General features: G+C 37.2%; 15 protein-coding genes and 1 pseudogene. 2 read left to right on the plus strand and 14 right to left on the minus strand.

Features of this window, described 5'->3' with window-relative positions; genetic code table 11:
• Nucleotides 1-47: 47 nt before the first annotated feature.
• The 10 genes from ACIQXU_RS18365 to ACIQXU_RS18410 form a co-directional block, all read right to left on the minus strand.
• Nucleotides 48-302: a ferredoxin gene (locus ACIQXU_RS18365; RefSeq protein WP_402991519.1), complete on the minus strand. Its 255-nt coding sequence runs from the start codon at nt 300-302 to the stop codon at nt 48-50.
• Entirely contained in the window at nt 299-1,750 is a 1,452-nt protein-coding gene (locus ACIQXU_RS18370; protein ID WP_402991522.1) for an amidase, read from the minus strand. The genes ACIQXU_RS18365 and ACIQXU_RS18370 overlap by 4 nt, the downstream gene beginning before the upstream one ends.
• 315 nt (nt 1,751-2,065) lie before the next feature.
• Nucleotides 2,066-3,349: a Rieske 2Fe-2S domain-containing protein gene (locus tag ACIQXU_RS18375; protein WP_402991525.1), complete on the minus strand. Its 1,284-nt coding sequence runs from the start codon at nt 3,347-3,349 to the stop codon at nt 2,066-2,068.
• 345 nt (nt 3,350-3,694) lie between these two features.
• Complete coding sequence (locus ACIQXU_RS18380; RefSeq protein WP_402991528.1) at nt 3,695-4,924, minus strand: dipeptidase; 1,230 nt, start codon at nt 4,922-4,924, stop codon at nt 3,695-3,697.
• Between the two features lie 28 nt (nt 4,925-4,952).
• Nucleotides 4,953-6,329, minus strand: coding sequence for a hypothetical protein (locus ACIQXU_RS18385; protein WP_402991531.1), 1,377 nt, complete (start codon nt 6,327-6,329; stop codon nt 4,953-4,955).
• Between the two features lie 285 nt (nt 6,330-6,614).
• A complete protein-coding gene (locus ACIQXU_RS18390; RefSeq protein ID WP_402991572.1) occupies nt 6,615-6,863 on the minus strand; it encodes an AbgT family transporter in 249 nt (82 codons plus the stop codon).
• A 198-nt stretch (nt 6,864-7,061) separates the two neighbouring features.
• Nucleotides 7,062-8,261: a CaiB/BaiF CoA transferase family protein gene (locus ACIQXU_RS18395; protein WP_402991534.1), complete on the minus strand. Its 1,200-nt coding sequence runs from the start codon at nt 8,259-8,261 to the stop codon at nt 7,062-7,064.
• A gap of 20 nt (nt 8,262-8,281) precedes the next feature.
• Nucleotides 8,282-9,610 (minus strand): CaiB/BaiF CoA transferase family protein, encoded by a 1,329-nt coding sequence (locus ACIQXU_RS18400; RefSeq protein ID WP_402991537.1) that lies wholly within the window; start codon nt 9,608-9,610, stop codon nt 8,282-8,284.
• Nucleotide 9,611: 1 nt separating this feature from the next.
• Nucleotides 9,612-10,064 carry a Zn-ribbon domain-containing OB-fold protein gene (locus tag ACIQXU_RS18405; RefSeq protein WP_402991540.1) on the minus strand — a complete coding sequence of 151 codons (453 nt, stop codon included), beginning with the start codon at nt 10,062-10,064 and terminating at the stop codon, nt 9,612-9,614.
• A gap of 38 nt (nt 10,065-10,102) precedes the next feature.
• Complete coding sequence (locus tag ACIQXU_RS18410) at nt 10,103-11,281, minus strand: thiolase family protein (RefSeq protein ID WP_402991543.1); 1,179 nt, start codon at nt 11,279-11,281, stop codon at nt 10,103-10,105.
• A gap of 257 nt (nt 11,282-11,538) precedes the next feature.
• On the opposite strand from ACIQXU_RS18410, the gene ACIQXU_RS18415 reads away from it, so the two are divergent.
• Both ACIQXU_RS18415 and ACIQXU_RS18420 read left to right on the plus strand, forming a co-directional pair.
• Nucleotides 11,539-13,500, plus strand: a complete 1,962-nt coding sequence (locus tag ACIQXU_RS18415; protein WP_402991546.1) for a XylR N-terminal domain-containing protein — start codon at nt 11,539-11,541, stop codon at nt 13,498-13,500.
• A 757-nt stretch (nt 13,501-14,257) separates the two neighbouring features.
• Nucleotides 14,258-15,590: pseudogene (locus ACIQXU_RS18420) on the plus strand (IS3 family transposase).
• A gap of 255 nt (nt 15,591-15,845) precedes the next feature.
• Here the strand turns inward: ACIQXU_RS18420 and ACIQXU_RS18425 are convergent.
• The 4 genes from ACIQXU_RS18425 to ACIQXU_RS18440 all read right to left on the minus strand — a co-directional run bounded on the left by ACIQXU_RS18425 (nt 15,846) and on the right by ACIQXU_RS18440 (nt 19,014).
• Complete coding sequence (locus tag ACIQXU_RS18425; RefSeq protein ID WP_402991549.1) at nt 15,846-17,201, minus strand: MFS transporter; 1,356 nt, start codon at nt 17,199-17,201, stop codon at nt 15,846-15,848.
• A gap of 618 nt (nt 17,202-17,819) precedes the next feature.
• The gene (locus tag ACIQXU_RS18430) at nt 17,820-17,945 is read right to left on the minus strand and encodes a hypothetical protein (RefSeq protein ID WP_402991552.1); all 126 of its coding nucleotides are present in this window, start codon (nt 17,943-17,945) and stop codon (nt 17,820-17,822) included.
• Between the two features lie 138 nt (nt 17,946-18,083).
• A complete protein-coding gene (locus ACIQXU_RS18435; protein ID WP_402991555.1) occupies nt 18,084-18,692 on the minus strand; it encodes a transposase in 609 nt (202 codons plus the stop codon).
• Nucleotides 18,646-19,014, minus strand: coding sequence for a transposase (locus ACIQXU_RS18440; protein ID WP_402991557.1), 369 nt, complete (start codon nt 19,012-19,014; stop codon nt 18,646-18,648). Before ACIQXU_RS18440 ends, ACIQXU_RS18435 begins: the two co-directional genes overlap by 47 nt.
• Between the last annotated feature and the right edge of the window lie 94 nt (nt 19,015-19,108).

Consider the following 19,108-nt stretch of genomic DNA (forward strand, 5'->3'; position numbering starts at 1 on the left):
TAATCCAATACTTTTTACATTCGTTATTCCTAATAAATATGAAATGTTTAAATGGCTTCTTCGTACTTTAAGGCATTTCCACTAAAAAGATCTTCAGCAATTTTTATCGATTCAGTTGGACATCCTTCATGTGCTTCTTCCAATGAATCAATTAAATCTTCTGGCACTTGGGCTGTGCCCTCATTTTCATCGAGAATAACATATGAAATCCCTTCATCATCATAATCAAATATTTCAGGCGCAACTGCTCCACAAGCACCGCATGCAATGCATGTTTCCCTATCCACAATCGTAAATTTCATCGTAATCGCCTCTCATCGTTCAAGAATTTTTCAACACTTGCATTCATATAAACCTGATTATTTTTCAATGCCTGAACCCATTGCACCGATTTTTCGTAACAATCACCAATTTGAAGTACCCTTTGATCGGAGAAAGGTTTTCCAATAAACTGAAGTCCAACTGGAAGATTTTCCGAAGTAAAACCACAAGCAACGGATAAGCATGGAAAGCCTAAAATATTCGCTAATGGAGTTTTACCAAGTGTAAACATATTGCTGATTGCCATTTCTGGAACCATCGTACCGATTTCAAACGGCGGCTGAACATTGGTTGGTCCAATTAATGCGTCAATCCCTTTCATTTGGTTGTTCGTTTCCCTGATAAACTGTTCTCTCCTGCGCTGAGCACGAAGGTACTCAGTGGCGGAAATATCAATTCCGAATTCAAAACGGTACTTTAAATCATCGCCGTACACATGTCCAAATTTTTTCAATAAAGGTTCGTGAAAAGATACAACTTCTGATTGAGCAATCGCCTTCAAGGCATTTAAGGCCTGATCAATTCCAGGTAAATCAATTGGCACAATTTCCGCTCCGATTGACTCTAATTGGCGGAAGGCTTGTTTTATCACACGTTCAACCCCATCATCGATACCGGAAAACATATATGGCTCATAGAACCCAAGCTTTACCCCTTTTAAGCTGGTTAATGACTCATCAAACGTTACAGGAGTATTCCTTTTTTCGAAAAAACGATCTTCCTGATCATATCCTTTCATTACTTCAAGCATAGTCGCCGCGTCCTTTACCGTTCTTGTCATCGGACCAACATGATCCAAAGACCAGCTGAACGGGAGACATCCGGTCCTGCTAACTAATCCATAGGTTGGTTTGAAACCGACCGTACCACACAGCGCTGCTGGAAGACGAATGGATCCGGCCGTATCGGTACCAACCGCTCCAAAAGCCATGCCTGTTGCGGTTGCAACTGCTGACCCGCCGCTTGAACCGCCTGGAATTCTTGTTACATTCCATGGGTTCCTTGTGCTTCCAAAATGGGGATTTTCCGTCGTCGCTCCCATAGCAAATTCATGTAAGTTTGCTTTTCCGATAATAATAGCACCGGCCTCTCTAAGCCTTTGAACAACAGCTGCATCTTCATCAGGTATCCAGCCTTCAAAAATTTTCGATCCGCTGGTCGTTTGAACACCCTTTGTTTGTAAAATATCCTTTACCGCAATCGGAATTCCGTGTAAGGGTCCCCTTACATGATTGTTCAGAATCTCTGCTTCCAGTTGCTTAGCCTGGGCTAGTGCTTCTTCTTCCATAACGGTAATAAAGGCATTCAATCTTGGTTCATGCTCATGAATCTGATTAAGGGTCATATGCGTTAATTCAACTGGTGACAGCTGTTTATTTTTAATAGCTTTGCATGCTGTTTCAATCGTTTCAAAAAGGAATTCATTCATGACTTGTTCCCTCATAATCTTCAAGATTAAAAGTATAGGCGGGTTCTAACGTGACTAATTCCATTTCCTCATCATCTAAAATGGTGCGCAAATATTCTTCTAATGTCATTCGATCCCTGCTTTCGCTATGAAATTCCGACTTTGTTGAAAGCGCTTTATAAAAATTTTGGTGAGGTTCATGCGGTGCGATTCACTTCCGAAAAGCGGTCTTTGGCTCGCGTAAAGAAGGTTCTCTCGAGCGAAATCGCCCCACTTTATATATATATCAATGTTGAACTTCATATAATCTATTAAAAAGAAATGCTATACCCTCTCTTATTTCGACTTTACTTCAGACTCCTTGGTTATATACTGAGTTTGTAAAGGAAATGCCTCTTGCCAGGATTTTTGATTGCTGTCATAAAGTCCGGCACTGTACAGATTTTTCAGCGAATCATTCACTAATGTAAATTTTCCTTTTCCGTCTTGGAACGCTTTTACTTGTTGTAACAATAAGCGGCGCATATGAATGATTGGCAAATCACTTGTTCCTAGATGCTCTTTGGAGCGGTCGACAATCGGCCCCATTGTTTCAGTTGCTGCATGATCCTGATTGGCGATTCCCCGAATTCCGGTGAAATTTCCTGTTTTTTGCAGCTCGCGATCTTGAGCATAATCATTTTCCAGACTAATTTGTTTCTTGAAATGTTCATCCAACTTTAGGCCGCGGCGGTCATTATTGGCCTGTACATCAATCGGGCGGTTATGGGAAAATTGGACATCCCAGGACCAAGTGCTGTAGTCATCCCGAGGGATGAATGCATGCCACATTCCATCCTCTCCTTCAAACCTTGGCGGGAATGTATAGAATGGAAAAATATAGTGAATCTCCATAAATGCATTATCTATTTCGTTTCCAATTCCTACTGCGACACAGCGTTTTCCATAATTCGTATCCTCTACATCCTGTTTGACCGGCGGATTCTTAACAAGCGGGTGGTTCGGATCAATCCCTAAATCTGTACTTAAAATTCCTTCTCCCACTTCTTGTTTCCCTAGTGCTTTATGAAGAAACGCAGCATGTACATAATCGAGGTCATTTTCCATAACTTGTGCATAGTTACATTCCTGCCAAACCCGTTCTGACATCATATTTTCATCCGGCAGTCCCATCCAATAAAACTCAGGAAATTCTGGCTGTTTTTTCTCCGGACCCATGTAGGTCCAAATAATCCCTTTGACTTCTTTAACCGGATAGTTTTTGATTTTGATCTTCTTTCTAAACTTAGGGTCCCCTTCTTCTGATGGTATCTCCGTACAGTCCCCGTTCGTATCAAATTTCCAACCGTGATACATACAGCGAATCCCGCACCCATCATTTATTCCATAATATAGAGAAGTACCACGGTGCGGACAAGCTTCCTCAATCAAGCCAATCTTACCGTCTGTATCACGAAAAGCGATCAAATCTTCACCAAGTAATTTTACTCGCTGCGGCTTACCATCACTTTTTAATTCATCCGATTTTAACGCCGGAATCCAATATAAGCGAAACAATTCACCCATTGGTGTCCCTGGTCCGATACGTGTTAATAAGTGATTATCTTGTTTTGTTAACATGGAATCTACCCCTCTTTTCTAATATTTTTTGGAAAATTTTAATTTATAGTTACATATTAATAAATGATAGGGAATCAAACAATTTAGTTTTAGGTCGAAAAATTTACCTTTTACAACCGAAAAGTACAGAGTTAATTTCCATAAGAGTTTAACAACCTTTAGATTCTGAATGAAATTATTGAATTCATTCATGTAAGGGACTAAGGTATTCATTTAACTTTCTTATATACAAAAAAAGAACATCTCTAATTAATAGAAATGTTCCTGTTTATCATCATTAATTTTTTCCATTCACAGTTTCCACACTAATAGCAAAACGCTAGATGGAAAAGTAAGAAATCTCGGTCATTGTAAAATTAACTCAAGGACCCGCATTGCATTACTACCAATGATCTTTCGGATATCTTGAATATTATAATCATGTGTAATCATCCACTTTATCATATTCTTCATTGCTTCGGACGGGTTTTCTAAACCTTTAACATACGTTGATTCTTCATAATTTTCTCCATGTGATTCACTAAGGGACAGCATATCATCAAATGCATGCTGTAATCCTACATGATCCCCGAAAAATGTATCAGGTCCGAGTCCAACGTGATCAACTCCAACAAGTTCAATTAAATATTCTAAATGCTCCATAACCGCTTCAATAGTATGGTCATTTGGATTTTTTGATGAAAGGGTGGTATTGGGAGCTGCACAAACTCCAATTATACCACCTTTATCTGCACAAGCCTTTAACACCTCATCAGATTTCATTCTTGGTGAGTTCCAGACAGCACGCGCACCTGCGTGTGTAATAAAAACAGGTGCATCACTTGCCTCTATTACATCCAAACTTGTCTGGTCTCCGCAATGGGAAATATCAATGACCATGCCCAGACGATTCATTCTTTCAACGACTTTGTGACCGAATCTCGTTAACCCACTGTCACTTTTTTCTATCAGACCCGAACCTAATGTATTGGCTTCATTATAGGTAATACCCATACAGCGTATCCCAAACCCATATAAAACATCTACTCGGTTCACTTCATTCTCTATAATACTTGCCGCCTCTAATGAAGGTAGAATTGCAATACGATTAGTCTTTTTTGCAACTAGTAAATCCTGATAGTCTTTGGCAACATAAACTGTATTTTGTTTGGCGATATCACAATATCGGATTCCTAATGTTAAAATAACATCATCCCACTTTAATCCATTTGAAGAAGTCAAAATGGAGATTCCATCCATAAAGTTTTCGAATAAAATATCTACTCCTGATAAGGCTAGCCCCTTATAATCGTAGGCTGTATGAAGCTGACGGCAATAAGGAATAATATCTTCTTGGTTCTTAGGCACCACAAAACCATGATCTCTAAGGGATACAACAGGATAGGATTTCAATATCGTTTCAAAAAGCCTTTTCTGGTCTTCTCTTAGTTTTATTTCCCCTGTCTGCCGATACTTTTCTGACTGCGGAAGCTGATAGGATTTATAATGTTTTCCAGGAATTAAGTATTTAAAGGATTGGTATCCATCAAAATTCTTTACGATTCTACTTTTCACGTCACTTTTTTGCGGTGTCATAACCTACCTCCTAAGAATTTTAATAGTCTCACAAGAGAAAATAACCAATAGATATGCCAATGACCCCGAAAAGTAAGGAAAAAGGCAAATTATATAACGTAATCCGGTATGGGTTCTGCTGGGTTGCTACAGAAGTCATAGTAACCGTAACCCCATAAGCTCCGACTGTTGCAGTAGCCAGTGCACTTGTAATTACCACGATTCCAATACTAATTGGATTGATTATCCCATATAAAGGCTGGATCACTTCAAATAAAACACCGATCGTGGCGATGGCATGTACGCCGATTAATCCGCCCAGCAATAAAACAACTTGAATAAAAATTAATATTACAATCGGATAATCAATAAAGAAAAAAAACGGTTGTTTAATAACCTCTTGAAATGAAGTCTGGTTTAAGCTGTTGGAAAATAAAGAAAGGGAAAGAAACAACACAACGAAATTTTGCATTTTATTGGTACGTTCTTGCCAGGTCTTCCAACCAACCACCTTAAAACTATTCCATCTCTTTAATAAAATGGCCCAACATATAGAAAACACCGGAATCACGAGTGCTACGGATAAAATAAAACTTAGCTTTAATAGACTCCCAGTGAGCACAACAACGATTAAAAAAATGGCTAAAGCCATTACTAATTTTATAATGTGAAACATCAATTTCTTTATTTCTACTTTCTGAATTACAACTTTTTCAGATTCAACGTTTATATAACGAAACCTTTGTTTCCCAATTATCCAATCAAAAGAAATGACAATAAAGGAACAGAGTAACAGCCATGGCAAAAAGGATAAATAACTTACACCTGTTGAATCTACTGTTATCGCGACAATGATTTCCGTCGGGCTCCAGATTAATGCTACAGCCAATGCCCTAAGTGTGGTCTTACTAATAAAGGTGTTCCTTATTTTTCGGGGGATATTTTGCAAGCTCGATTGTAATAGTTCTTGCGATAATGTTAATGCAGATATATTAATAAATCCTGTTAATAGATAGGTAGTCACCGAACTTCTGACGTATAAATCCCCTAAATTATCCACTTTCCCATTCATTAATTCATTGAGTCTTCGGTCGAATCTACCTGCATGTACAACACTTGTCATCAAAGGAAGAACGGTTAACAAAGTAAGTAGTGACATGTTTGAAGTCATATACATCGGGAGGTAAACAATTGGAAGTCCAGCATACATATATAATAGGAGTCCTATAAAATTAAAGATTAGACATAAAACCCTAAATAGCTTACTTGCTCCTTTGAAAGAAATAAATACAAGAATAATAGCCATTACTCCATTGAAGTATTGAATGATTTCATTTGGATAAAAAATTGTAAATAGATATAACGAAAAAGTCAGTGCATATAAAATATACAAATGACTAAACATCCAGGAAGAAAATCTACTCATGGTTGCTAAACTCCTTTATTTTCAAAAATGCCACTTAACAAAAATAGAACGTGAAAAACGTATACTTTTTTTATTAAATGGTTAATGAGCTGACTATTTATCAACTCATTAACCAAATGGTATATATTTCCTTTAATCAAATACTTCATTTAAACTCTACTCACAATTGACATAAAGAAGAGTCTCTTTCTCTCTTCTTTATAAAGGCTAATTACACAACACATGAATTTGATATTAGCCTTTTTTTGAATTTTTAAAAAACTACCATTATAAGCATCCCCTATTCTATTTTCTCTCATTTAAGTGAGCATCTACTCCAGGTCCGAAAGGAATTCCCAGATAATAAAAGGTTAGCAACAAAACGATCCAACTACCCAAGAAGATAAGAGAATAAGGCTTTAATAGTGACATTAAGGATCCAATTCCCGCCTTTTTATCATATTGTTTTAAGAATCCTAAGACAATAACAAAAGCAGCGCTTAGTGGGGTAATAATTTTTAATGCGGAGTCAGCAATTCTATATGCTGCTTGTATAACTAACCTTCAAAAGTTCCTCTTTCTTTTCCTCAATAATCCCTGACAAATATTTTTCATGATTTTTCATCATACACTGGCCCCAAAATATGAATATTAAATAATGGTATTTAAAACTTGTATAATCCAGTTCAGTTAACTAAAAATATTCTGGAAAATCCGCATTTCGTTGCCGCCAATACTCTAAATAATCTGCTACTACAGTTTCATGTGCAAACTGTGCAGGACCTCATCATTATGCTCCCCTAACAATGGAGGTCTTTTTCTAATATTCCAGGGAGTTTCATGGAACTTATAAGGTGCACCTGGGTAATTAAACGATTCATTTACCTCAGGGTGATAAACTGATGCAAAGACATTTCGATCCTCATTTAAATGTTTATCATGAATCATATCCTCCGGTGCGCGAATTGGTGCCCAAGGAAGGCCGATACTTTGTGCTGTATGATAAATATATTCTGACTCAAATTGAATACAAAAACACTCTAATACATCTGTTACATGCTCCATTCGTTCAGCACGGAACTTATCATTTGCATATCTTTCGTCTCCCAAGTCTTCTTCCATCTGATGGGATGACAGCCAAGACACTAAATTCTTCCACCTTTTTACATCTAAATAAGTATTTAAAATCAGAATATATTTTCCATCCTTACATTTGAGATTCCAACGAACTGAGCGGCTCGGAAGGGCATGCCGCCCTGTTTGACGTATGACATGCTCTTTTTGATAGATCCAATACGGTAGGGACATCTCAGTAGAGACAGTGACACAATCATGTACAGAAATGTCAATGTATTGACCTTGATCTTTAAAATCGCGATACAGTAGAGCGCTTACAATTCCCATAGCAGCAAAATATCCAACAAGATGATAGGATTGTCCACCTGTCGGGGCAATTGGGGGTGCATCAGGAACATCATCATACCCAGTGACAGCCATAATGCCTCCTAGCGCTAATTGAGCAATGTCCGATGATTGGTATTGACTCCATGGTCCATCCTGCCCAAAAGGGGAAACAGAACAGTATACTAATTTTGGAAAATCCTTCTTCAAATTATCATAACCCAAGCCCCATTCTTTCATTTGACCTGGTTTATTCCCCTCAAGTATTACATCCGTTTCATCTAGTAAATATCTGAATTTTTCATGGCCCTCTTTTGTATTTATATCTAAGGTTATGGACTTTTTAGACGTATTGTAGTTCCAAAAATACAAGCTTCCATTTTTATCGGGAATATCTTTGTAAAATGGGGCTATATTTCTTGACGGTGCGCCCTCCCTCGGTTCCACCTTAATCACCTGAGCTCCCATATCTGCTAATAGTTTTCCAGAAAATTGGGTCAATTGATCCCCTATCTCTAGTATCGTAATTCCTTTTAATGCTGCCTTTTCCACCAACATTCACTCCTTTACTTTTACCATAGTGGCCGAACTGCTTTAAACGAATCTTTTGACAGATCCAATGGCCAGAAAACACCAATACTATTCATGTATTCAATTTCTTCATCTGAGTAGTCTAGTACTTCTTTTAATACATAATGATTGTCTTCTCCCATTAGTGGAGCAGATTTATGAATATATGGAGAGGATTGGGACATTTTCATTGGAATCCCTTCCACTAATCTCTCTCCTAATAATGGGTGTTTAATCGTTTCAAACAGGGTTCTAAATCGTAATTGTGGATCATTCTCCATAATATCCTCATTTTGTTGAACAGCTGCAGCAACTAGATCATATTTCTGAAATTTTTCCATTACATCATATTTAGTAAATCTCTTTGTATACCCTTCAATCTGTTTATCTAATTCATCTTGATTATGTATGCGCCCTGTTAGGTTTGAGAATTTAGAATCATTTACCCAGTCTGGTTGACCGATTGCCTCTTTGAATCGTTCCCATTCATCATCAGTGTAAATAGCAATTACACAATAATCATTCTTATCATCACCCGCACAACGGTATGTGTTTTGTGGACAAGCAATAGGTCCTCTAAAGTCTGTTTTGTTTACATCGGTAGAAAGAACCGAACGATTACCTGTTGGAAAATCTTGTCTATTTGACGAACGAGCATTAACAAAATAATCTAATACATTTGAACCGACCAAAGGCAATGCTGTTTCTACCTGTGAAATATCGATATATTGGCCTTTCCCTGTTCGTTTCTTATATAGTAATGCCGTTAAAATAGAATAGGTACCTGTATATCCGGCAACAATATCTAAAATCGAATAACCCCATCCACTTGGATGTTTATCTGGTAAGCCGGAAATATAGGTCATGCCGGATAATGCTGCTGCTGTTGGACCCCATGTCCCATAGTTTTTTTGTCTTCCGGTATGACCCAGTCCTGAAATACTCATATAAATAATGCCTTCATTCACTTTTTTTAAGCTGCTGTAATCTAGACCCCATTTTTCAAAAACACCAGCACTAAAGTTTTCAGTAACGATATCTGATTTTCCAATCAATTCTTTAATGATATTCATACCCTCAGCTGATTTGATATTAACGGTAAAGCTTTTCTTACCAACATTTAAACTATTAAAAAATGCACCGTTATCTAAGCCCGGCTCATCATCCTTTGCATACATGGAAAACCGCATCATATCAGGTGTCTTTGGCCATTCTACTTTAATAACCTCTGCTCCCATTGCTGCTAAAATTCTAGTTGTAGTTGAACCAGAAACACTCCAGGTAAAATCAAGAACCCTAATTCCAGTTAAAAGATCATGTTGGATGTTCATGTTAATTCCCCCCATTCACAGGCTTCCAATGAACCAGGGTAACTTCATCATTGACCTTTTCAAACACCGCTTTCATTTCCATCCCTACCTTGACTTTGGTAGGATCCATGTCAACTGTATTTCCAAGAAATCTTACGCCGTCTCCCACATCAACTGCAACAAGAGCATATGGAACACGCTCTTTAAAGTATGGATAAAATGCTCGATGTACAATATTAAAAGTGTAAACAACGCCACTTGTACCTACTTCAACCCAGCTTATTTCGGAACCAGGTTCATGCGGAGATAAAAATCTTGGCGGCCATATTTTCTTTCCGGTAGCCGTACATTCCTGGACGAAAATTTTCCCATCTCTTGTTCCTTCCCAAAAAGGTTTATATAAATCCCAATCACGTGACCAATCGGAATCTCTATTTGGCAATGGTCTGATTATCTCCATTTCTACTTGATTCATATTTTTAGCCCCTCTTTCATTTCATTTTTACATGACAATTAATTGTGTAAAATGGCAATAGACCCATCACCCATATCGCCATATCCCGTCACTAATCCTATTTTTGCATCCTGTACCTGAGCGGCTCCTGATTCGCCTCTTAATTGATATACAGCCTCTACCATATGATTAATTCCTACAATATGTGCCTGCGATAATAAGCCTCCGTGTGTATTAATTGGCAATTGGCCGCCATACGTTATTCTTCCGCTTTTAACAAAATCAGGTGCTTCTCCCCTTTCACAAAATCCCATTTCTTCAATTTGTCGTAATACAATAAACGTAAAACAATCATAGATTTCAGCAAAGTCTATCTCATCCCTTGATATTCCAGCCATTTCAAATGCCCTTGGTGCAGCATATTTAATACCCATGTCCAATATATCCGGGCGGGTTGGCATATCATCAGGCTGATTCGGATGTCCTTCGGCAATTCCGGCAATATATATAGGCTTTTTGAAACGGTGGGCATTGCGTTTTGATGTTACAATCACTGCACCAGCCCCATCTATCTCTAAAGAACAATCGAATAGCCTAAATGGAGTGACCAACATTGGGGAATTTTGATAGTCATCCTCGGTCATAGACCTCCCCTTCATATAGGCTTTACTATTATTGTGAGCATGTTCCCGGCACGTCATGGCCACAATTTGCATGCCAATAGGGTCTGGATTATATTCATAAAACCAGCGATTAGCATGAAGAGAGAAATATTGCATTGGAACCATTACACCATATGGATATTCCATATTATCGCGATACTCCGGATTTGGCATAATTGTATTATTATAGTCTAGTATTCTAGGGTCATTTCCGCCTAACCTTGGTCCTGAATAACCTTTTTGACCGGTAGTTACCACAACATATTCTGCTACACCATGTTCGACAGCAAGAGCAGCTTGTTGTATCGCTGCAATCGCACTTGCTCCACCCATTTCACTTCTACCACTGAATTTCAGTTCTTTAATTCCCAAACCGGCAACCAAATCTTCGCATCGGACATTATATCTCCATGGATTAATAACACCATCTATTTCAGAAGGATGAATTCCGGCATCTTTACAAGCTTTCACAGCCGCTTCCGTTAATAATTGTGTTAATGACTTATCTGTACCCCTTACAAAATCCGTTTCACCTACTCCGACAATACACACTTGATCACTTAATGAACGTCTCATCTTCATTCCCCCTTTGCTTCTAAATGAACAGCTTACAATTGACCATTATGTCATTTGTGAAAATCCATTTGTGAAATTATTTTGAAAACTATTTATATTTACATGATATTAATATCGGGAATAGGAAACAATTTACTTTTCGGTCGGAAAAATCTCTATTTAGAACCGAAACGTTTAGTTCCTATTTTTTTAAAATATAATTCAATTTATTCTGATATTATAGTAATTAACAATTTATTCTATTTGGAGGTTGCAAAATGGCTATAAAAGCAAACACGAGTACCTTAAGCGATTTATTTGGAATGAACCCCGAGAAGAACGATGTTCTACAGTCTCATCGAATGTTTATATCAAGTGTTGATGCTTGGGGAGCGTTAATCAAAGATTTAGTTTTAGCTCTTGGAATTGAAAAGGCAAAACGCTTTCTATTACGGTATGGCTATCAGTGCGGCAGGCATGAAGCCTTGATCTTAAAAGATATGTTTAGTTGGGAAAATAAAAAGGAATGGATTATGGGAGGGGTCAAGATGCATAGTCTTTCTGGAAGAACATCATCTGTTCCTATTAAAGTCCATATTGATCCAGAGAGCCAAGAATTCGACGTGGAAGGGTATTGGAATCAATCTTATGAAGCCAAACAATATTTGCAGCACTTCCCTATCCATTCTGAACCTGTTTGTTATTTTCTTGAAGGGTATGCAAGTGGTTACTGCACTACCTCATTAGGCAAAAAGGTTGTATTTAAAGAAGTTGAATGTATCGGGAAGGGTGATCCACACTGCCATTTCATTGGAAAAACACTGGATTTATGGGGAGATGAAATTTTACCCGAATTGGTTGATTATGAGCGAGAGGATATCAGGGATGAACTAGATCAAGCACATAAACGAATTGAAAGACAGAGTGAAATTTTAAAAAGGGGGAATTTGTTAAGTAACCAATTAACACAAATTGTTTTACAGGGGAAAGGGCTTGACTCAATTGCCCAGACACTTGGACGCAGCTTGAAATGCGGCATTGTTATTTCAAACAAGGATTTTGAAACCTTATCAGAATATGGAGATATACTGGATTATTCCTTAAAAAGTATCATTGAGAATAAGGAAAAACTTTACTTATCAGACCAGGATAAAATCAATGAAATGTTAAAACAGCGAACCACTACCATACAACTAAACCTTTCAAAGAAACAAGGTTTTTCCCATTATCCGTTAATTACACCGATCATCGTACAAAATCATGTGTATGGTTATATTTCAATCATTAAAAACTCAAAAGAAATGGAAGAATTAGAGTCTTCCTTTGCTGAGCGAGCAGCAAATATTTGTGCACTTCATATTCTAAATGAAAAAACTGCCATTGATACTGAGCAGCGAATGAAAGGAGAATTATTACACGAGGTACTGGTGGAGCCAAATTTAGATACAAACATCACGAAAAAACTATCTTTTCTAGGCTATAAAATCCACAAACCACATTTTGTGTTTGTTTTTAACTTACAAAATCAATCCTACGATTTTCAAAAAGATGAATTTGTAAATGATGAAAAGGAAGTGATTATGAACATCCTTCGAAAATATTCATTTTCTATTGCAGGAGAAAATATATTAATCTCTCACTCCTTTGGCCAAATTCAAGCGCTTGTTTCCGTGGATTTATTAAAGGCTTGCAATATGAGCGAAGAGAAATTCGGAATATCCATATTAAAAGAAGTGAAGAGGAAATTTCCTTCAGCACAGCTGCTCATTGGAATAAGCAATATATGTCCAAGTATTCTTAGAACTCATGAAGGTTACAAACAAGCTAAAAAAGCATTGGAAATCGCTCAAATTAACAAGCTTAAACAGCAAGTGTTCTTATTCTCGACAATTGGCCCTATCTCCATTTTATTAGATGCAAGAAATCCTCAGGAATTAGAGGATTATGCCAATAGCATTTTAAGTCCTATCTATGACTATGATCTTCAGAAATCATCCGGGCTATTGAAAACACTTTATTCCTATTTAAATAATGAATGTAATTTGCATAAAACCTCTCGGGCCCTTAACTTATCAATTGGCGGCATGCGCTATCGCCTCGCTAATTTAAAAGAACGATTTAATATTGATATGATGGATTCTACTACTAGACGTGAAGTACAGATGGCTTTAGACATCTACATAGCGTTTGGCAAACTGAATGCCCTCCTTTTGAATCAGGAGCAAGAAAGTTTTGAATAATGTTTCCTCCTAGTTCATTATAAAAAAGATCTCTTAAACGAAAAACATATATTTGACTTGAACTTCCCCTTTTATCAAACTTTCGGTTTGATTGCAGAAGGAGATTCCTGTAAAAAGGACATAAGCAAAAGCACATGACCATATCTCACCCTACTGGGGTATTTCCCCATTTTTTAAAATCCAATAATTTCTGCCTCATGAATGATTTTAAGTTTTTATTGACATTAAATCGCAAATCACAGTTTCAATCTTTTCTTGACCATAAAGAAAAGGAAAATTACTGATTGATTCGCATATTCACACCTGATGGTATGACAAGTCTTAATATTTTTTCTATTTAGAAACCAAAATCACCAAAACCTTCATCTTTACGACCAGAAATAGTCATTGGATTAAAACGGGAATGCTCCCATTCTCGAACCTAAGATTAATTGTTGTTTTTGTATTCATCTAACGTGTACTGAGATTTGAGTAACTTATCTCAAGACAACTTAGCTAAGATTTAGATCGTTTGTTTTTTCTTGAACGCTTTTCCTTTGTAGATGTACTGAATACAAATTGTTTCGTCCGCTGAAAACAAGAAGAACATCTTCTACATAATCTTTCAAGAGTGTATTTTTCAAAGAACTTACAGAAAAATAGGTCCTAGGAGTTTTCTTGAACTATACCCCGGATAACGGACACACATAAAAAAATGTCCCTTATCCGGGGTTTTTTATGTTTCAATAGATGTAATGAGTATGGACGGAGGGTTTATATGAGTAAGAATATATATACTGAATTTCAGATTAAAGAACTTGAAAAGAATTCAAATACCATAAGTGCTTCAGAGCGATCTATTTCCTATAATCCTGAATTTAAAACAAAAGCTGTTAAGGAATATAGAAAGGGGAAATCCCCCTCACAAATTTTCATTGAACAGGGATTTAATCTCGAAATAATTGGTAAAGAACAACCTAAACGTTGTCTACAGCGCTGGCGTGATACATTTGAAAAGTTTGGTGAAGATGGGTTCCTTACGGAACGCGTGGAAAAGGAAGTACTGGACGCCCTTCTTCCAAGCCACAATCTATTGAGGATCAACTTAGGAAAGCCTAAGCGAGAATTAAATTCCTTGAAGCAGAAAATGACTTCCTAAAAAAGCTGGAAGAGTTAGAAAGGCGGGCGTTGAAAAAGAAATAATCTTATCTGCAGCGGAGAATTACTATCTGATTGAAAGGACGATTAGGACATATAGGTTAAAGAAGGCTGTTTCCTATCTATGCAAATTGGCTGGAGTAAGTCCAAGTGGCTACTACGATTGGTTAAAGGCAGCTCCAACCCGTGAGCTACGCGAGGAATAGAATGATTTGGATATAGAATTAATTAAAACGGTTTCCCTCAGTAAAAAGGAAAAAGTGGGAGCCCTCCAAATCAAAATGATTATGGAGAATGATTATTCGGCCGTCATGAATCATAAGAAAATTAGACGGTTGATGTCAAAATATAGTCTCTTCGCAAAAATTAGAAGGGCTAATCCGTATCGAAAGATGGCTAAGACAACCAAAGAGCACCTTACTTGTCCAAACCTTCTTAATCGTGAATTCGAACAGAAGGAGCCAGGAAAAGTTCTGCTTACTGACATTACCTACCTTTATTATGGAAAGGGTCAAAAAGCGTATTTGTCATGTGTAAAAGATGCGGCGACAAAAGAAATAGTTACGTATCATTTATCCACGTCATTAGATATGAATATCGTTTATAAAACGTTAAACAAGCTAAGGTAGGCTATGAATGACGAGTTCCATCCGAGTGCAATCCTGCATTCTGACCAAGGAGTCCATTACACCCATCCTCTATTTCAAAACAAAGTCAAGGAACTTGGGCTAACCCAATCCATGTCCCGCAAGGGAAACTGTTGGGATAATGCGTTGATGGAAAGTTTTTTTGGCCACTTTAAGGATTTAGCAGAATATAAAACATGTAGTAATTTAGCGGATGTGAAAGAAGAAGTTGATCGAGTTATAGAAGAATACAATGTGTGTCGTTACCAATGGGGATTAAAGAAAATGGCCCCGGTACAATACCGGGACCACCTATTAGCCGTTTAGGCACTTTTTTATACTGTCCGAAAATTGGGGCATAGTTCATCTTCACTCATACTCTTCTTTTTATTTATATTTATTTAAGAGAATGTATGTGTATTCTTCTGTCAACGAAAACTTTTCCTTTCAATTCATCTCCCCTTACTCTTGGGACTAACGCCCTAATAAAAAATGTCCCTCATCGCTTTGATGAAGGACATTTTTTTATAAAAGCCAAATAATTTAATGTAAGGACAGCCCTACTATATCAATGAACAACTATTAGGCTTTTATTTCTTCCAGAGTAGATACTGTCAAACCACTTTCGTTACTAGCGCCACTAGAATCTATATGTCCGCTTGAAAAACTCTTAAGTTTACTTGTACCTATAAAGCCAAGAATAGACACGATAGCGATATAAATTCCAATTGAATAAATCGTTCCAGTTGCCTGTATCAAATATGTACAGACTATAGGAGCGATACCGCCTCCAAAGATAGCAGGGATCTGTGTCCCTAGTGAAGCACCGCTATACCGCAAACGGGCTGGGAATGCTTGTGAAGCTAAAGCTGGCAGTGCACCCGATTGCATACAAAATGGAATCATTGAAATGAGCATAACAGCTGCGATAATAGCCGACACACCTGTATCGACTAAACCGACAAAAACAAATCCCCAAACAAATGTTACAGCACACCCCATCATAAATAGACGTTTAACACCGACTTTATCAGAAAGGTACCCAAAGAATGGAATCAAAATACATAGTAAGATACTTGCCATAGTATTAGTATTCACCATAAAGGATGAACTAACCTGATAATTGTTTATACTGTAATTAATCAAAAAGGTAGTGTAAATTGCAAATGGTGTATGCTCTGCTAATTTAGCCAATCCGGTATAGAGAACTTGCTTTGGATATTGTTTCATAACATCTGCAATTGGAAATTTTGAAACGGTTTCGCCTTCTTGAACATTACGGAATGTCGGTGTTTCAGTAATTTTCGAACGAATAAGAAGCCCTACACCTAACAGCAATATACTTCCTAAAAAAGGAATTCTCCATCCCCATACGTAGAAACTGTCTCCTCCAAGACTGAGACATAATCCTACAACCGCAGAGGATAGTAACATCCCTGCTCCTACCCCTGCATTTGGGATACTTGCCATAAAACCTTGCCGATTTTTCTTTCCCCACTCCATTGATAATAGAATAGAGCCTGCCCACTCTCCCCCAACTCCAACTCCTTGTATTATTCTCATTAAAACTAGCAGGATAGGAGCCCATATTCCAATAGAGTCATAGCTTGGAATTAGACCTATAAAGGCACTGCTCAAACCCAACATCCATAAGGTAACGATTAATGCATTCTTCCGGCCAATTCTATCACCAAAATGTCCGAAAATAATGGCTCCTATTGGTCTTGCTATAAAACCCGTTGCGAAAGTTGCGAAAGACAGAATCGTTGCAATAAACGGGTCTGAACCCGGGAAAAACAGTTTGGGAAAAATAAGAGCGGACGCAACAGCATAAAGTGAAAAGTCATACCATTCAATAATGGCACCAGAAGTAGAACCAATTAGCGCTCTTCTTGTCATTTTTTTATCTGAAATTTCGTTTACATTGAGACTAGACATCATTTACACCTCCGGTAAATAATAATTTTTTAAACTTAGTTGGCCATTCTTAATTACAATGACCCTTTGTCTTCTAATAGTATAACCTACAGAACATATTTTCAAAATACTTTCACACCTTTCCAATGGAAAAATTTCAAAAAATTCTGATAATTATTATTCTATCAATTCTATAGAAAAAATAGGTATATTCTTTACCTTTATATTATGGAGGCGACCCGTATTTAAATTTTTTCACCTCACTTCCTACCTCTTCAATGACATCAGCAAACACATGACCCAAAACAAGTCGCATAGGAGCTGTACCCATTAAATCTGTTCCAGTAACTTCTACATATACCATTTGCGACACGAACTATTACTAGTTCCCTTCTAGTACTTATAAGGGTTTTTATACTCTGTTACAGCACCTTCATAAATCCTCCTCCTTAGATTTCAAAATATATTTGTTAATATTTATATTATAATGAATATTCTAAATATTTTATCCTGCAGATTATGTAGGAAAATTCACTTTATCCTATATGCTTCTGTTAGAATTACGAAAATAGTGCATGTTCCCTCTAAATACAAATAAGAAATAAAAATTTGTTTGTTTTCCCTTCCTCTGTATTTGGTTTATTCTAAAAGGCTATCAACTCTGTTTGGATCGTCACTTAATTCATCAGATTCTTTGGTTAAACCATAATACAAGAATAAATATGTAAGTTTCACCATTATGTTAAATAATTGACTTTCTATCACCGCAATTCCTCCTTTAGAATCATAGGCAATGTTGCTTTCGAACTCATATAAACTGGCCAAAACGTTTGCAGTACTTGCAATCCCTTCGAGCTCCGCCCCACTAATTATTATTATATTGTTAATTTTTTTCTTTTGAGGTCACCTCGATTTCCTGTTGGGGTTGTCTAATAAGTCCCTAAAATAAAACAGGTGGAGAAAAATGAATCGTTTTTCTCCACCTGTTTTTCTATTTTTATAGTTATTCATTGAAAGTAGCTGACGCAAACCAGCTATCTTCAGTAAATTATGTGCCATGGCAACGATGCCAAACTCCGTTTGGACTTTCGTTAAGCCCCGAAGCGAAAAGCGACGGAACGACCTATTGCCCTTGATATGACCAAAAACACTCTCTACCTCGATTTTTCGTCGAGCGTAAAGTTGTGCATTCGATTCAGACCAAAGGTTCACTTTTGCTTTCGCTTTTAGTTCTTCATAAACTGGATTAACATGCACTTGGCGATTTCCTGCCGCCTTTGTACATTGCGATTTTAATGGACAATCCGTACGAACCTCACATTCATAAATTTTAAAGTCACGTGTGAATCCATTTTTATCCGTACGGGTCGAGTAACGCTTAAATAAAACCTTACCGTTATTTGGACAGGTGTATTCATCATCTTGTTCATCATATGCCCAGTTACTCGCATGACGAATATCTTTTTTATAGCTCCGTTTTTGTTCTGTTAAAAAAGTATTGTAAGGAATCAAAGCCAAATTCTTCTTCCAAAGAGTAGCGATAGTTTTCTTCACTGCCATAGCCGGCATCTGCGATGACATTTTTCGGGAATGGTAGCGATGTATTCTTCAGTGCCTCTATATGGGGCTTAAAACACCTTGTATCAGTTGGGCGTTGATGTATCGTATAAAAAAGAATGAATTGGTTTTCCGTTGCCATTTGAATATTATAACCAGGTTTTAGTTGTCCGTTATTCATATGATCATCTTTCATTCGTATAAATGTCGCATCCGTATCGGTTTTAGAATAACTATTTCGATCGCCAAATAGAGCGTTTTGTTGTTTATATTTCATAATCGTGGACCTAAGTCCTCGCGCACTAATTTCAATAGTTTCTTAACCGGACTGAGTTCCCGTCGTTTTTCTTTTCGTACCTGGACATCTTCTT

Source organism: Peribacillus sp. NPDC097284, from assembly GCF_044761765.1.
Taxonomy (GTDB): Bacteria; Bacillota; Bacilli; order Bacillales; family DSM-1321; genus Peribacillus.

What these genes read in the sequence shown, in the direction of transcription:
- ACIQXU_RS18410 (WP_402991543.1), bottom strand. Translation starts at nt 11,281, where the DNA reads ATGAGACGTTCATTAAGTGATCAAGTGTGTATTGTCGGAGTAGGTGAA.
- ACIQXU_RS18425 (WP_402991549.1), bottom strand. Translation starts at nt 17,201, where the DNA reads ATGTCTAGTCTCAATGTAAACGAAATTTCAGATAAAAAAATGACAAGA.
- ACIQXU_RS18375 (WP_402991525.1), bottom strand. Translation starts at nt 3,349, where the DNA reads ATGTTAACAAAACAAGATAATCACTTATTAACACGTATCGGACCAGGG.
- ACIQXU_RS18380 (WP_402991528.1), bottom strand. Translation starts at nt 4,924, where the DNA reads ATGACACCGCAAAAAAGTGACGTGAAAAGTAGAATCGTAAAGAATTTT.
- ACIQXU_RS18440 (WP_402991557.1), bottom strand. Translation starts at nt 19,014, where the DNA reads ATGAAATATAAACAACAAAACGCTCTATTTGGCGATCGAAATAGTTAT.
- ACIQXU_RS18370 (WP_402991522.1), bottom strand. Translation starts at nt 1,750, where the DNA reads ATGAATGAATTCCTTTTTGAAACGATTGAAACAGCATGCAAAGCTATT.
- ACIQXU_RS18405 (WP_402991540.1), bottom strand. Translation starts at nt 10,064, where the DNA reads ATGAATCAAGTAGAAATGGAGATAATCAGACCATTGCCAAATAGAGAT.
- ACIQXU_RS18365 (WP_402991519.1), bottom strand. Translation starts at nt 302, where the DNA reads ATGAAATTTACGATTGTGGATAGGGAAACATGCATTGCATGCGGTGCT.
- ACIQXU_RS18385 (WP_402991531.1), bottom strand. Translation starts at nt 6,329, where the DNA reads ATGAGTAGATTTTCTTCCTGGATGTTTAGTCATTTGTATATTTTATAT.
- ACIQXU_RS18400 (WP_402991537.1), bottom strand. Translation starts at nt 9,610, where the DNA reads ATGAACATCCAACATGATCTTTTAACTGGAATTAGGGTTCTTGATTTT.
- ACIQXU_RS18415 (WP_402991546.1), top strand. Translation starts at nt 11,539, where the DNA reads ATGGCTATAAAAGCAAACACGAGTACCTTAAGCGATTTATTTGGAATG.